We start from the raw sequence: 16,236 nt of genomic DNA on the forward strand, positions 1-16,236 counted from the left end.
TGTAGTTTGACGATCATGGATTGGGTGCTCGGGAGAGTTGTAGCAGGATACCCATGACTTCTCGTGCTGTGTTCAGTTTGAGTAGCCGATTGCTTATATGATCGTCAGGGATGCGACAAGTAGGCAAGTGCCATGTACCGATGCTGCATATCGAGAGGGAGTGCTTCAAAGTTGAAGCCATCGATGGCGGCTGTGGCCGATGTACTTGCTGCTCGCGCGAGCTCAGCACCGCAGGCACAGCGGTGCAGCGAGCTATGCCGCCACGAAACTCGCTTGCTGCATGCAGGGCAGTACTCGAGAAGCAGTACCTGATGCTCTGGGCAATAGGTGGTGATATGCCAGTCCCACGAAGACAGTTGCCTGCCTTTTGTTTTTAAGCACTGGGGGCACCATGCACGGTACTTGTAGCGGATCATGGAGAGAGGCCAGTGCTTGCCTTGGTATTCAAACTGCCGAATGCGACCGACTCGCACATCCAGTGGACGTGTGAGCTTCTCCAGCTGTTCAATCGGTTGTCCGGTATGGTTTGCCAGTTGGTAGAGGTCGTAAATACCGACTTGCGGTATCAGTGAAGCGCGTGCTGTCGTATCTGCTTCTGGATACAGCAACTGACATAACTCCTGTGAGTGCCGCAAACAATTCACGTCCGTAAGGCGAAGTAGGTAACCAGCAAGATGCTCTGCCTGGTCAGGTTTCGGACGAGCTAATAACCGAAGTTCGGTATGAGGCGTATTCATGCTTTTGCCCCCTGCATAGTTGAGACCCATTGTTCTATTTCGCGGTTATCCATCCGGAAAGGATTACCGCGCAAGCGACGAGCGTCCCGCAATACAGTGTCAAAACTTGTCGCTAAATGCTCAACCTCGATCCGTGGGCTGTCTTGCATGAGCGCAGTGCGCGCTGCCTCCCGAATCAGTGAGGTGAACAGACGGAAGTAGCCACCGGTTGCCAGATAGATGCGAGCAGGGTTCCAGTCATCAGCAAGGCCACTCGGCATGTCGAACGGTAAGGCCTTTTCGTAATAAGAAAGAAGCTTGACGAATTCCTGTGGGCGATTCAGCCAATCAAATGGCGGGATATGTGCCCGAAGCGGAAATCTTCCGGCAAGCTGCGTGCTGTACTCCAGCACGGATAGGGCAGAGGGGATGCCCACCAAGATGATGGGGATACCACTTTGATTGATCAGTGTCTTGATCGCATCGGCAACAGCCTCAATGCGTGGACGCGTTCCCCGCTCGACCAAATGCTGAAATTCATCCAAGATAATCAAGCGGGTTTTACAGCGACGTAATAGCTCCAGCAGTTTGATACGCTTTTCTTCGATAGAGCCGCGATCAGGGAAGCCTGCACCAAGTGCCATCAGCAGCTCGCTGTATAGCGCTTTTATGGTCGAAGGAAGTGGTACAGAGGCAACAATGATTGGTTTCTCTGTGAATTCCTCATGCTCGGCAGGCTTATGCAAATCAAGAATGGCACGAATTAATGTACTTTTGCCAACGCCCGACTCACCTGTCACAATCATGCACAAAGGCTCCATCCGGTCACGCGACTCACTGAAACACCTGGTCATGTTGTTTAATACAAAATTAAACGTTGGTGTCTTAACACGGATTTGGTCAATTTTTGCCAGCATCGCCCGAATGCTGTCGTATTTTTTGTCATCAAACATTTTTATCGCCTCGCAAAGTATCTACTTCAACTTCCCAGTCTTCGGAATCGAGATCATCCACCACTGTCGCATTAACATTGATAGGAATGGCTGCATGTTTCGTGTCAGTTGCTTTGTGGCCATTTGATGGCTTTTTACCTTTTAATGCCCGAAGCTGTTGATCAGCACGCGCCTGAAGCTGGAAAATTTCATCATTCAAAGCAGCTTTGTCACTTCTGATTTTTTCCTGAGTAACATCATCAGTATCATTGTCAGATTGCTGATCTTTTCGCATGGATAAGTAATCGCGCCAAGATAGCTCTTGATCCGTATCAATGGAGATGCAATCAACTTTCATTAGTGCTTTGTTAATGGGATCGTAAATATAAGCTTGACGTACATCTTCGGGATCGATGCGTAACATGAATTTCGTGTTACTTGGCATGCATTCACGCAAATGAATCAAGTGAGGATGATGATAAATTAGTCCTTTAGTTGAAATTCGGCCATTGCTAATCCGGCGATGAAAGGTGAGGCTGAACTGTGTTTCCAACTTAGAGCCGTCGCAGAGAGCAGGAATAGGATGACTTGCAGTTAACCTATCCCAGCACTGTAGCGGGGTCTCGCCTAGTTCTGAATGGCGAGTATTGTGATAGTCAACAACTACCCATTTAAAAACCAGCTGCCGTAACTCCTCTAGTGTGATGCAGGCAAGCTTTTCGGAAGGGTAGCTGGCTCGCATTTCTGGGTTAGACCAAGTTGTACCAGGTAGGCGATGGATTAGCCGAGTATTAAGTGTTCCAATGAATCGCTCTACAACTGCCTTGTACCAAGGCATACCAGGTGGGCAGTACTGAAGTTCCATCTTCAAGTCTTTGCATAATTGCTTATGAACGTGGCTATGAAACTCTGGACCGTTGTCCATCCAGATACCCGCAATTCGTCCTTCAACTGGCCAACAATGCTCAGTCGCTAGGCCATATTGCTGCAATAACTCGGCTTTGCTAGAAACTGCCTGTTTTATGCATAACATGGCGGCCACTGATGAGGGTGGCGCCAAATCAATATAGATGGCACACACCATTCGGGTCCGCCTGTCGATGGCTACGGTTACAGTCGGCCTACCCAAGATTTTTTTTGTAATTGGGTGAATGATGATTACATCAAGAATGGTGTGATCAATTTCCACTCGCTCAAGTGGAAAGAATGCCGCGGGTCCCCGATCTCGGGTCCTGAAATAGCGTCTTGCATAGCGCTCGCTATAGCGCCTAGCCATCTCAATGAAAGGGTCCAAAACTCTTTTGAGTAGCTTGCAGAAACCGCCATAACTCAGGAAACTAAGCCACTCTTCTTTGGGGCGTTTTTTGTTTTCTAAGTAGATTTCATCAATTAGCTTCTGGTGAACATGCTTTTTACTGTTGCGATGTATGGTTAGGTAGCACCTATCAAGCACCGAGTAGAAGAGATCAATTACCTCGGGGTGTATTTGCCCGTGGCGCCTGCCGCAGTTTTGTGTGCGGGGGGCCAGTGACATGATGTCTTCGCCGCTATTCTGATAATCACGGCACCAACGGTACAGCGTTGGGCTGCTAGGTATTTTCTTGTCACCTATCGCCTGGGCCACGATCTGTGCGATAGGGAGCAGAGTCCTTGAACATGAGGTTTTCGCAGTTTGTGCAAGAATGGCTGTAACGTATTGCAGCCGCCGCTGTACAGAATGGCGCAGGTGTTCAGGTAGCGCTGATGGTATGGGCGGTAGATTGTCATCCCGAAAAATGTAGCCATCATCTTCAACAACCTTCAGTTTTCCCAGAGAAAAGTAGTGGTCAGCCTCATCAAATGTCATCTCTTTCGTGTAGGCATTGCACTTATCCATTAAGGTAACAGAGCGCCCTTGTTGGATATCCAGTACTCGATATGGGTAGCCTTGAAACTGTACGTTTAGGCCTTCGCGTAGCTGTAAGCTCATCGCAGACCTCCTTGACCAATCCAAACTAGACTCTGTAGCGTGAGTATTTCATCGGAGTTAAAAGCCAGATCACCATCCCACAGCAGTTTAAAGACTGCACATAGGGTGGCATTTCTGTCTGAAAATTGGCTGCAGAGCTGCTCTATCGGAATGCTTCCCTTTGGGATGGCACCATAAATGGCCAAACGCTGGCTTAGATCGACAAAGCAGCTTGAATAATGCTTTAGTTTTTTAATATTTTTATTCAATGGCTGTGTGTTAATGACATCTTCGCTGACCACAACAAATTCATAGCCTTTTTTGGCGAGCTCCTGCTTGATTGCTTGGAATTTTTCTAGATACTTTTTTACCTGAATGGATGGCTTTACTTCATAAACGGTTGGAATTCTCTTCTCATCTTTCCAGATAACAAGAAAGTCGGGCGTGTAAGTACGCCATTCTCCATCAAGCAAATAGTCAACCTTCATTGGTTGGCTAGTAATCTTCGCAATGGCGGGATTGCTCGTCAATTGCAGAAGCCATCGATGCTCTAGTTGGCTCTCGCAAGCGACATGACTATCCACTTGTGGCACGTAGACTAGCGAAATGACTTTTCGACTGTTCTTGTTGTGAATTTTTCGTACAGATGGAGTTAGCATTTCTTCACCTCCACATTGGTACGACCGCTGACGGGTGTGGACCTCGCAGCGCTGATATTTGTGTAGATGGATTTTTTTGCGGCCAATATCGGAAATAACAGTGGCTTACTTTCGAATTGCAACGGCAATTGAAGTTCACTGCATAGCTTAGGTCTATGTCTATTTAACTGAGCAAAGACGGATTTGTGTCTACGCGTGTCGATGGATGCACAACTTGCGAGAAAGCATGATCGAAAATTTTCCCCATTCAGGATGCTTGACGGGGGTGGTGCAGAGAATTTTTCGCAAGTGCATTTTTCAGGATAAATTCTTAGCAACCACTGTTTGCTCGGGCGGAGGGAATGATGTGAAGAGATGCGAGGTGACGACGCTACCTGCATGCGCGGATGCAGCGGTTGATAGCGATAAATTTTAGACATGGCTAATCCTTTGCGTAAACCACACAGTGGTAAATGCGAAAATGAGCCGGGACCGTCCCGAGCGAAAAAGCTCTTGACTATCCCGTGAGGATTGGCCAAAATGAAGCTGACAGATAGGTAATCTTGTTAGCCCCAAAAAGCTCCGCGCAATGGTTCTGCAAAACCAGCGGGGCTTTTGGCTTTTCCGTACTCGTGATCAATGGTTATGAACAGCGATTAATAGTCTATCTACATAGTTGTTCCTTTCTTTTGATTTTCAGAATGCTTTAGTTGTTAGGTGCTTCCTGTTGGCTTCGCTTACTGGCTAGGCTGTGAAGGAATGCGGTCAACTTGATAAAATCATCTTGTTCAAGCCAGTCCATGTACTCTTGCAAGGTGGCTGCACAGATAAAAACCTCTTGTGATGCTGTTGGGGGAATTTTCACCTGTCTTGGCGACATCCTCTCCGCAGTGTAAAGACGCTTTACCTGCGTTCCTGTCATACCTAGGTTTTCTAAGTTGGGTGCGATGTTCTCTAAAAGAGGGGCATACCGTTTGCCTGTTTCCACTTCACTAATGTAAGGTCCTTTGAGACTAAGCGCACTAGCGAAGTTGACTTGTGACAGGCCAAGTCCAACACGAATTTCTCTAAGCAGGGTTGCAAGTGGTGACATATCAAATATCCCAGTATGAGGTCGTAAGTTAATCTCACTTTTTGCAGTGAGTGCAATAGGAAAAAGCATGCAACGCTAAATTCCCTTGGCTTAAAAAAATAAAGCATAAAAACCTGTCTAAAAGGATAGATTTTTATGCTTTATTTTTTATTCAAAAACGACATCGAATCTTGTTTTTTTATTTATTCGTTAGAATAAAAGATGCCCAATTCAGTGATGAAAAACATCATTTTCCGGTGCTTCTCATCCAGAATGTAAAGAAAAAAAGTATTTTTCTTTATGCACAACGTCTGATGGGAAGGGGGGTGGTCTTGGGTGATGTCAAATGAATGGGTTGCTTTTGTGCAACAGCTAAATGGTATCCAGCGGATGATCGCGAGCGAGCATTGCTCTTACGGAGGGGAGGGTGGCACGGCCGCAGTTAGCGGAGAGCGTTTTCCTGTCGAGGGCAATCTAGCCATAAATTCCGGAAAACTTAGGGATGCAGCGCTCAGTGGGCACGCTACTAAGGTACTAACCAGCCAACTCAGTCAGGTTTAATCCAGTATTGATGTGATCGATCATGACCATCTCGCCGGCGCATCTCCAGATTATGGGTGCAGCTATGGACGGGGAGTGCACCGTGAGAAGGCTGCACAAGTGCCCTGACTACATAATTAGATGATCTCTGCATGTAGGTGGCTTAACGGCTTCGACATATTCATATAGAATGCTTTGATCTAGGTTCAGTCGGCATAAAAAGTCCACATATGTGTAACCGACTCGATTAGGGAAGGGAAGGCGTGTCATCTTACGAACAGCCGCGTTGGTTGCGCGATCTGCAGCGATTCCTGCCACTCAAAAGTCAATTTGCTTTATCAGGTAATGTTCGTGACCTGCAGGCAAATGAAGTGGCTGCTGGAATGGTGGTGCCACAGCCGCTCAATGATGTGCTTGCGCATACTCTTCGCGAAGCAGGCTATGAAGGAGTCGTTCTCTACGAGCCGATCGGGGGCTTTAGGGCAATCCCGAGTATGGGCGAGGATGCCTCCACTGGTGATAATTTGCTGCGAGAGTTGGGCCTAACCCCCAACAATGGTCAAGCAGCAGCCGCGCTGGATCTATTCTCCGAGACCCTTGAACGCCTCGTGCATAGACAGGGCGAGCCAATAGCCCTGATCGTCGATTTTGCCTCTCGCCTAACTGTCCGCTCGCCAGATCTCAGCGCAGCCGAGCACCAGCTGTTTACACGTGCGTTGCTCCTGTCCCATCAGGTTCGTGGCCGGCCTGCAGGGTCACAGAGGCGACCATACTTCAATACTGTCATCTGGATCGTCGAAAAAGAGGGTGATCTACCTGACTGGCTACTGGTGAATAACCCTCGGATTCGTTCGATACCAATACCGAAGCCCGATCAGCTTTCCCGACGTGCTCTCGCTCCTGCATTACTGCGGCCACTTGCCGCTACCGATTTATTGCCCGAGGTTTATCAAAACGCCATCAACGCATTTGTTGAGGGCACCGAAGGCATGCTGCTCCTTGATCTGAGCGCAATTGCTGTTCTTGCAAAGGTCGAGGGTGTTCCAATTTCACAGATGTCAGATGCGGTTCGACGCTACAAGGTAGGCGTTACTGAAGACCCGTGGCAGCGCATAGATCGTAACAAGATTCGCAAGGCTGAGACGTTTGTACATGAGCGAGTGAAAGGACAGAAGCAGGCTGTCACACACATGCTCGACATCGTCAAACGGGCGATGACAGGGGTGGGTAATAACCGTAATGGCAATCGACCGCGTGGTGTAGCCTTCTTTGCAGGGCCTACCGGGGTAGGCAAGACTGAGCTGGCGAAAACGATCACCCATCTACTCTTCGGAGATGAGAGTGCATACATCCGATTCGATATGTCTGAATTCAGTGCGGAGCATGCCGACCAACGTCTCATTGGCGCTCCTCCGGGGTATGTAGGCTATGACGCCGGTGGGGAGCTCACCAACGCCATTCGTGAAAAGCCGTTTAGCGTGGTGCTGTTCGATGAAATTGAAAAAGCCCATCCACGCATCCTCGATAAGTTCCTGCAGATTCTTGACGATGGGGTGCTCACCTCGGGGCGTGGTCACCGGGTGTATTTCTCGGAAGCCTTGATAATCTTTACGTCCAACCTCGGGATCTACCGTACTGATGAGGTGGGACGGCGGGTGCAGAACGTTTCGGCGTCCGATTCCTATGAAGCAGTGCAGGCGCAACTGCTTTCTGAAATCTCCCGGTACTTCAAGGAAGAGCTCAACCGGCCCGAGATCCTCAACCGAATAGGCGAGAACCTGGTCGTATTCGATTTCATCCGAGAGGACGTGGCCGAGCAGATCTTTGATCAAATGGTGAATGGGGTGCTTACCGACCTCCAGTCCCAAGGCTACACGATCTCACTCAGCGATGGGGCGAGGGCCGCTCTCCATGCGCTGTGCCTGAAGAATCTTGCAAACGGTGGGCGTGGCATACGCAATCAGGTCGAAGCACATCTGGTGAAGCCTGTCGCCAGGGCGCTTTTTGACCAGGACGTACAGCCGGGTACAAACCTGCACGTGAACGCTCTTGAGGCGGGCACCTTGACCTTAGTGGCTGTTTAGGATGGAGATCGCCTTATCTCGGGTGCATTACCCAGTGACCACCCTTGGGCCTGGACGGCGCGTCGGCATCTGGTTTCAGGGCTGCTCGATCCGTTGTCCAGGTTGCATCTCGGTCGATACTTGGCGAGCAAAGCCGGCTGAGACCACTGTGGAGCAGCTGGTGAGATCGATCACGCAGTGGCTTACTGAGTGCGATGGGATAACGATCTCCGGGGGGGAGCCGTTCGACCAGCCTTCGGCGCTGCATGCACTTCTGTCCTCCCTCTCGACTTTCGATAAAGACGTGCTCGTTTTCACCGGCTACAGTGCCGAGCAAGCTCTTCAGATGATGCATAGTTGGGATGGCCTCATTGACGCGCTAGTCTCCGACCCTTTTGAGCAACACACCCAACAGACCAAGCCGCTGCGCGGCAGTGACAACCAGCGTCTCAACCTGCTAACTGCACGCGGCGCAGCACGCTTTGCTAGTTATGAGCGTTCGCTCACGCCTGAAGACCGGCAGCTCGATCTCCTTATAGACAAAGATGGCACGGCATGGCTCGCTGGCATTCCGCGACCAGGAGATTTGCAGGTGCTACAAGCCTGGCTCATAGCCGAGGGGCACCGCGCCACCACCACTGAACTTCCCCGTACCGCACCATGATTCGTTTCTGCCCAAATTGCCATACTGAACGTCAGCTCACCGAACTGTTCTGCGAAGGAACTGTAGACGGCCACCGCTGTGATTGGAACCTGATTGAGGTGCCGGTGCGTCCGCTGGGTTGGCGCCCAGCAGTGGTAGTAACCTCTGAAGAAGCTACCCCAGAGAAACCAACGGCGCCGGCATCTGGTGAGTCCCAAGTCTGCCTCAATGGTCATTCCATGGCCGTTGATGACCTGATTTGCCTCACCTGTGGAGCAGATCCAGCTGTTTTCGCTGCTGTCCCCGCTGCAGTAGTAGACGTCCCGCAAGCGTCGGCGGAAGAAACCGTTATCAACGGGTGGCGACTTTTACGTCAAATCAGCTCTAGTACAGGCTTCAGAGACCGGTTCCTCGCAGAAGAGGAGGAGGGTGATCGTCGCGCGGTACTCACGCTCTATCACCATGGTGCTGAGCCCGACCCTGAAGTCTATGAAGCAATCCGTCGACTAGCCCTCGATCATGTTCCGGATATCTACGCGACGGGACGCTGGAACGACCGCGCCTACGAAGTAGCCGAAGAGCTCACCGGCGGAACGCTTGCCGATCTTGGCATCGTTGCCCACGACTCGGCGGGCATTCGCCGTATCGTCTACGAGCTTGGTAAGGCGCTCAACGCATTCAACGAGGTTGGGTTGCGGCACCGTGACCTGCGCCCGAGCACCTTGCTGGTACGCAATCGTGATCCCCTCGACCTTGTTATCGGTGGATTCGGTTCGGCGCGACTGTCTGAATTCGACCTCGATATTGTCTCTCCACTCGAGATCACTCCCTACATGGCCCCGGAGGCGATCGCGGGAGGCGTAGCGGCCGCTTCTGACTGGTGGAGCCTTGGCATGATCTTGCTCGAGCAGATCACCGGCGGAGCCTGCTTCGAAGGGATTAATCAGCATGCCTTCCTAATCCACGTGCTTGCCAACGGTGTACCCATTCCTGATGGTCTCGCCCCCGAGGTTGAACTGCTTCTGCGCGGACTGCTTGCGCGCGACCGGCACCAGCGCTGGCAATGGGGACAGGTTCAGCAGTGGCTCGATGGCCAGTCGCCTGAGGCGCCACCACGTGCAGGCGACATGGCTGCGGGCGCCCAAGGCCCGGCAATCGTGCTCGCGGGCGTTTCTTACTGGACGGCTGCAAGCTACGCACTCGCAGCCGCTGAAGCAGTGAACTGGGGCGAGGCGCGCGAGCAGTTGCTGCGTGGTGTGATCACCAGCTGGGCTCAGGAGGCAGCACTATCGGCACAGACCCTTGCCAACCTGCGCCAGATCAGTAGTCATGAGGGACTGGATGAAGGGTTCCGGCTGATGCTCGCACTCAAGATCCTCAACGCTGACATGCCACTCATTTTCGAGGGAGACATCGTCACGCCGAAGTGGCTGCTCGACCATCCTCTTGAAGGTTATGAGCTCATCAGTGGGGCGGTGCCAGACCTACTGGAGCGCCTTGGCACCGAGCGCTGGCTCATCAGGCTCAAGGCACGCGAAACGGCGGTACGAGACCGTGCACAGAACCTCGGGATCGAACTTGATGAGGACTTGCTGAGAATTAACTTACTTGGCACTTCGCGCGCGAAACTCGCTGCCGAATGGGAAGAGCGACGCCGGTTGTTTCCTGACAGTCATCACCATGGTCTTTTAAGCTTGATGGAACGCCGCACCGTGAGCGAAGAGGATCTCATCGTGGTGCTCAGTGCCACCATCAGCCTTTTCCGCTCGTGTGAAGCTATCGTTGATGAAGCACAGCAGCTTGCTAATGAGGTTGGCGTCCACTCCTTCAAGCGTGAGTTGGTTAGCGAGATGACCCACTGGCCGCGCGGCGAAGTGCTGCAGATGGTGGCCGAGCGTATCGAGGGTTTTGCGCGCTGCGGAATTGAGACAGTTGATGGCTGGGGCGACCGTTTCCGGCTTGAACGACGGCTGCCGCTTGCACAGGCGCTAGTGCTGATATCGGTACCGTCTGAAAACTGGCAGGAGCCACAAAAGCAGCAGTACCTTTCTCAGATCCTTGGTTTCTTCGAAAAGAAGATCACTGCCTCGGTGATGCGTGGGCCGTTGGTGCGGATGACAATAGGTAAGACCACTCCGCGCATCGACCTGTCTGAGCTTGGAACCCCGCGGCTTGATCCGGCGGCGCTGCTCGATCACCTGTTGCTACGAAATGAGCGAGCCTTGGCACTCGATCCGGCATGGCTCATCAACCCTGCAAGCACGGTCGAACAACGTCTTCAGAGCTTGCACCGGCAGACTGCTCTCTATAAGCGCGACACTGGCATCGACGGCCTCTATCTCGGTTTCCCGTTCCTGCTTTTCCGTGACGCACGCTCGACCTCCCGCACGCGCATTGCTCCGTTACTCTTATGGCCAGTTCGTATGCAAGTGGAGGTGGGTACGCGAGGTGTCGTATCACTTGCCTTCGATAATGACCGCGAAGAGGTGCGTCTCAACCCCGCACTGGAAGGCTTGGTTGGTGCCGAACAGGCGAAGCAGTGGCGACAAGCGGTGGATGAGCTGCTCGGGCGGTCGGCATTGCGTGCCGCTGATGTGATGGATGCACTTGGAGCACTCGCCGTACCCAGATTGCGCACCTTGGAGTCTTTGCCTGGAGCCAAGACTGAACTTACGCCACAGTCGTCAGCCCTTGCGTCTAGTGCGGTACTGTTTCACCTTACCTTCATAGGTCAGGCGATCGGCGAGGATTTACGTAATCTGCAACAGCTAAGACCGAATGGCACGGGGCTCGAAACCGCACTGAGGCTCAATAGCACGACGAATGACATTGCACAGCCTGCAATGCCAGTGCGTGAGATCGACCGCTATTTTACCGTACACAGCGACCCCTCTCAGGAGGAGGCGGTGCTATTCGCACGGGACGTGCCCGGACGACTTATCGAGGGTCCCCCTGGCACCGGCAAGAGCCAGACCATCGTCAATATGGTGGGAGATGCAATCGGACGTCATCGTAGCATGCTCATAGTCTGCCAGAAGCATGCTGCGCTAGAGGTGGTCTACAAGCGTCTGGTGGCCGAAGGCCTCGGCAATCGCATCATCATGGTGAATGATGTGAACCGTGATCGAAACGCTGTAATTCGGGCCGTACGCGAGCAGATTGAGGAGCTGGTGAGACGTTCCCATGATGGTGCTGCACCGATTCGACGCAAGCGTGAGGAGATTGCAGCCCGCATTGAGGCTCTCGAAGGCACGCTAGACCGCCACCACGAGGCCCTACACAAAATCGATGAGAAAGTTGGCATCAGCTACAGGGCTCTGTTGGGCGAGCTGATCTTTCTTGAATCACGCGCTGGACCGATTGATGTTCCGGCGCTACGCCTGCTTCTGAGTCGCCTCACTACTGGGGCACTTGCAGCGCTGGAAGAGGCGTGCGCGCCACTCGCGCGGTACTGGCTGCCAGCGTGCTACGAAGGAAGTGCGCTCTCCGTTTTGCAGGCGTTTACCCCTGATCCGGCCACGCTTGCTGACTTCCATGAGGCATTCGACGCATTTCGATTGTCGGAAGTGACGCGTGCCGATGTGCTGCTTACTCGACCTGCGCCTTTCGAGGTCGACGACCCTACACCTCACCGTGCTTGGCTCACGACCTACGGGGATAAATTCCTTGCTCTGCCTGATGCGATACGTGTGTTGCTCGCCAAATGGCTACCACTATTTCGGGGTACTCCGAGCGAGACCCCCAAGGGACTTGATTACCTCAAGCAGCTTGCGACTTTGCGCGAGACGCTCACCGCCTGTAACGAGGCAGATTTCACAGAGAAACTGTCGATTGCGGCCAGCGCTCTCGAGCCCTCCGCACTAGACACCCTCTATGCATATACGCTAGAAGCCTGCACGCCAATGCGCTGGCTCGACCATCTGAACCTCAAACGGCACTTGCGCCGGCGTCAGGTGAATGCCTTCCTTGTCGAGCAGGGCGCAGCCCCAGATGCACCTCACGTTGCGCGTCTGAAACGCGTGCTGGAACTTGAAAGGCAGTGGCGTCCGCTGCGTAAGTCGCTTGCGGAGTTGCACCAAGCACTGCAACTGCCAGCGATTGCTTCCGATGCGGGACCGACGTTGCTCAAGGATGCGTCAGCAAGCTATGAGTTATTGCAACAAGTCGCCGAGCTTGCCGCGTTACTCGCCAAAGCCCCTTGGCCCGATCAGGTGGATGCCGTCGCCAAAAGTGCGACGCACTCGGCCTTCCTTACACATTTTGCCGAGTACGACGCAGCGTTTGCCCGACACGCAGCTAGGACAGCAAGCCGGCAAGCGCTCGCCCGACTAGAAGGGTGGGCCATGCCCGAATGGTTTGCCAGCTGTGGGAGCGCGATTGATGCCAACGAGCCCAACCAAGCCAGGATCTCTCCGATCGAGGCGGTGCTCCCGACGCTCGCTGCGTACCAGCAATTTCGGGGCCGTGCCGAGCGGCTCACTGAGCAGGAACTGGCCGCCTTTGCGGTGCTGCGCGGCAAAGAGGAGCAGCTGCGACTCATCCATCCAACGGAGCTCGAAGGAGAGGTACGCCGTATCCTCAACCGCGAAGCCCGTCTAGGTTGGAAACGCGCAATGGAGCAGGCGTCCCCGGATCTCGAACATGACCGAGAAGATCTTGAAAGCAAAGTAGCTACGCTTGCTCAGCTTGACCGCGAGATGCGTGAGCTTAACAGGCAGCTCCTGCGAGAGGATTATGACCTCGCGCAGATCCGGCCGCTGCGAGAGTGGGAGGACATCACGCGGCTCACCGGTCAACGAGCTCGGCGACTGCGTGAATTCATCGATCGCGGCGCTAGCCTGGGGCTCATGAAACTGCGCCCAGTCTGGTTAATGAACCCAGATGTGGCAAGCCGGGTACTGCCTCTTAAAGCACAGCTTTTTGATACAGTGATCTATGATGAGGCGTCTCAGATGCCTGTGGAGTACGCGTTGCCGTCGCTGTTTCGTGCGAGCGTGTGCGTGGTCAGCGGCGACGAAAAACAGATGCCGCCTACTGCATTTTTCTCGGGTCGCGTCGAAAGTGATGAAGGGCAGATCTTCGATGGGGTGGAACCAGATGAAGATGCTAGTGAAGAAGAGCAGGAGGCGTTTGATGAAACCTGGAACCGGCGTGAGATTAAGGACTGCCCGGACCTGTTACAGCTCGCGCGCGGGAGCCTGCCCGCTTCCCGCCTTGCAATTCACTACCGATCGGCCTATCGCGAGTTGATCGGCTATTCGAATTCCGCCTTCTATGGCAACCACCTGCACGTACCGGTACGTCATCCCGAGTCGACCGTGCAGGCGGTGAAACCAATCGAACTGGTCGAAGTGGGGGGCACTTACCACGAGCAGACCAATTTCGACGAAGCAGAACGTGTGGTCGACATTCTCTCCGATATCTGGCGTAAACCGCGGGATGTAAGACCTTCAGTCGGTGTGGTGACATTTAACCGCAAGCAGGCGGATCTGATCGAAGAGCGCTTGGAGGCGCGTGCAGAACTGGATGAGGTGTTCCGCGAAGCATACCGATTAGAAAGCGAGCGGGTCGAAGATGGCGAAGACATGGGCGTATTCGTCAAGAACGTGGAAAACGTACAGGGCGATGAACGCGATGTGATTGTGTTTTCTTCAACCTTCGGCCGCAATCGCCAAGGCTCCTTCCTACGCAGCTTCGGCGTACTCGGCCAGAAAGGCGGAGAGCGCCGCCTCAATGTCGCGGTGACCCGCTCTCGGCAGAAGGTTGTAATGGTCACCTCGATGCCGATCGACGACATCTCCGATTTGCTCTCGACTCATCGCCCACCTGCTACTCCGCGTGACTACCTGCAGGGATACATGGCCTATGCTCGCGCCGTTTCAACAGGGCAACTCGGCCTCTCACGATCGCTGCTACAGCGTTGGACTGTTAGCCGCGACGGTGGCCGCGGGCATACAGCTGAGAGGGTAGGCGACGGTTTTACCGAGGCAGTTTCAGCTTATGTTCGCTCGCTAGGTTTTACCGTGAGTGAGAGCATCGAGAATGATGTGTTTGGTCTCGACTTTGCGGTGGAGCATCCACAGACGGGGTTGTTTGCTATCGGCATTGAGTGCGATGCGCCGCGCCATGACCTGCTCGGCCGTGCCCGGGCCCGGGAGGTGTGGCGCCCTAACGTACTGCGCCGCGCTGTGCCCATGATTCACCGTGTTTCCTCGCAGGCATGGTATGGCAGTGGTGATGCGGAGCGTTTGCGCCTGCAGCAGGCGATCGAAAAGGCATTACAGATGGAGGTTGTCCAATGAGTGGCCCGAAGGTTGTTCGTATCGTCACGCGGGAGGAACGCATCGCCATAGGCCAGCGACAACTAGCGGAACTTGACCGCTGTATCGAGGCATGGCAACGGGCGGTAGCAATGGCAGGTGTTGAGGTAGACGCAACGATTGCGAAAACCACTGCACACCGGACCAAGTTCCAGATGTTGCTAGCCGACGACAAGTTTATAGAGCTGGGGCAACAAGTAGCGAGCGAAGTGGCGTATCTGAAGTCCGAGACCGAGCGCTTGCTAGAGGAGACAATCCAAGCCGCGGCCGAGAGAAAGGTCAACCGACTGCGTTTACGAGAAAACGCGGTGGTGCTCATCAAGGCCCTCAAGGAAAAAGGGCGGAACGAGAATGAGTCGCTTCTTGCCCGGCTCGAAGCGGTGCGTAGTGGACAAGGGGAGGTTACCGATATGGAGGTGTGCCTTTCCGAGGCGTTGCGAGCGCTCACCCCAGAGAAAAATGAGGTGATGCTCACCGACGTCCAACGTGCACTTGCAGCGCGACTTAATGAACCGGGCGAGGTGACCACTTTTGACGCTTGGAAAGCCGCGAATGCGGCACCGCGCGACTCTCGTATCCATCGTATCTACCGACAGTTAGCAGAGCTCGAACTCGCCGGGTTGCTACCCGCTGCAGCGGTGTTTTCCAAAAGGCTGGAAGCGGTCGAGGAAGTTGCAGTCATCCCAAGTCGCAACCTGCAGCTCGACAGCCTAGTGCTCGATCTCACGACGGCGGTGAGCGAGGCTAAGGCGGAGATGATGCTCATCGAGGAGGCTAGGGGGCTTGTAGTCGAACTTTCCGGGCGCGAGGAGCAGGCCTGTCGGGAAATGGGCGCTCAGATCGAAGCGACGCTGGCCGCACGCGATATAACAGCATTGCGATACCAGATAAAAGCAGCAAAAGACACACTTACTGACGCACTCAAGGTAGCTGCTGCTGCGGCACGCAGGCGAGTGCTTCTAGAAGGACTCGCGAAACTGGGTTATTCGGTCCACGAAGGTATGGCCGGAGCTTGGGCAGAGCAGGGACGCATTGTGCTGCAGAAGCCTTCGCTCCCTGGGTACGGCGTCGAGATTGGTGGCAACACCGAAGGTGAACGACTGCAAGTTCGGGCTGTAGCCTTCTCAGCAAATCGGGACACTAGTCGCGACCGTGATGTGGAAACGATCTGGTGCGGGGAGTTTTCCAAACTACAGTCGGATTTAGCAGAAAGTGGCGGGGGACTCAATCTTGAGCGGGCTCTCCCTGTTGGTTCAGCACCACTCAAGATAGTTTCTACAGTGGAGGACGGGTATGAAGAAAAAGGAGTGGGGCGCACTCAATTAAACAGATGAGCGCGAATATTCTGTCCGGTGTTGGTTGTT

General features: G+C 53.6%; 9 protein-coding genes. 4 read left to right on the forward strand and 5 right to left on the reverse strand.

Going from position 1 to position 16,236, the window contains the following annotated elements:
- Positions 1 to 104 precede the first annotated feature (104 nt).
- The 5 genes from PQU95_RS15555 to PQU95_RS15575 all read right to left on the reverse strand — a co-directional run bounded on the left by PQU95_RS15555 (position 105) and on the right by PQU95_RS15575 (position 5,396).
- Positions 105 to 737 (reverse strand): TniQ family protein, encoded by a 633-nt coding sequence (locus tag PQU95_RS15555; RefSeq protein WP_272752862.1) that lies wholly within the window; start codon positions 735 to 737, stop codon positions 105 to 107.
- Positions 734 to 1,669 carry a TniB family NTP-binding protein gene (locus PQU95_RS15560; protein WP_272752863.1) on the reverse strand — a complete coding sequence of 312 codons (936 nt, stop codon included), beginning with the start codon at positions 1,667 to 1,669 and terminating at the stop codon, positions 734 to 736. The genes PQU95_RS15555 and PQU95_RS15560 overlap by 4 nt, the downstream gene beginning before the upstream one ends.
- On the reverse strand, positions 1,662 to 3,617 hold the full coding sequence (locus PQU95_RS15565) for a TnsB C-terminal domain-containing protein (RefSeq protein ID WP_272752864.1): 1,956 nt from the start codon (positions 3,615 to 3,617) through the stop codon (positions 1,662 to 1,664). The genes PQU95_RS15560 and PQU95_RS15565 overlap by 8 nt, the downstream gene beginning before the upstream one ends.
- Positions 3,614 to 4,255 (reverse strand): TnsA endonuclease N-terminal domain-containing protein, encoded by a 642-nt coding sequence (locus PQU95_RS15570; protein WP_272752865.1) that lies wholly within the window; start codon positions 4,253 to 4,255, stop codon positions 3,614 to 3,616. Before PQU95_RS15570 ends, PQU95_RS15565 begins: the two co-directional genes overlap by 4 nt.
- Positions 4,256 to 4,940: 685 nt before the next feature.
- Positions 4,941 to 5,396: a helix-turn-helix domain-containing protein gene (locus PQU95_RS15575; RefSeq protein WP_272752866.1), complete on the reverse strand. Its 456-nt coding sequence runs from the start codon at positions 5,394 to 5,396 to the stop codon at positions 4,941 to 4,943.
- Positions 5,397 to 6,109: 713 nt separating this feature from the next.
- Here PQU95_RS15575 and PQU95_RS15580 point away from each other — a divergent pair.
- The 4 genes from PQU95_RS15580 (at position 6,110) to PQU95_RS15595 (ending at position 16,206) form a co-directional block, all read left to right on the forward strand.
- Positions 6,110 to 7,930, forward strand: coding sequence for an AAA family ATPase (locus PQU95_RS15580; RefSeq protein WP_272752867.1), 1,821 nt, complete (start codon positions 6,110 to 6,112; stop codon positions 7,928 to 7,930).
- Between the two features lies 1 nt (position 7,931).
- Complete coding sequence (locus tag PQU95_RS15585) at positions 7,932 to 8,573, forward strand: 4Fe-4S single cluster domain-containing protein (RefSeq protein ID WP_272752868.1); 642 nt, start codon at positions 7,932 to 7,934, stop codon at positions 8,571 to 8,573.
- A gap of 218 nt (positions 8,574 to 8,791) precedes the next feature.
- Entirely contained in the window at positions 8,792 to 14,854 is a 6,063-nt protein-coding gene (locus tag PQU95_RS15590; RefSeq protein ID WP_272752869.1) for an AAA domain-containing protein, read from the forward strand.
- Complete coding sequence (locus PQU95_RS15595; RefSeq protein ID WP_272752870.1) at positions 14,851 to 16,206, forward strand: hypothetical protein; 1,356 nt, start codon at positions 14,851 to 14,853, stop codon at positions 16,204 to 16,206. Before PQU95_RS15590 ends, PQU95_RS15595 begins: the two co-directional genes overlap by 4 nt.
- Positions 16,207 to 16,236 lie beyond the last annotated feature (30 nt).

The organism is Vogesella aquatica (genome assembly GCF_028548455.1).
Classification (GTDB): Bacteria; Pseudomonadota; Gammaproteobacteria; order Burkholderiales; family Chromobacteriaceae; genus Vogesella; species Vogesella aquatica.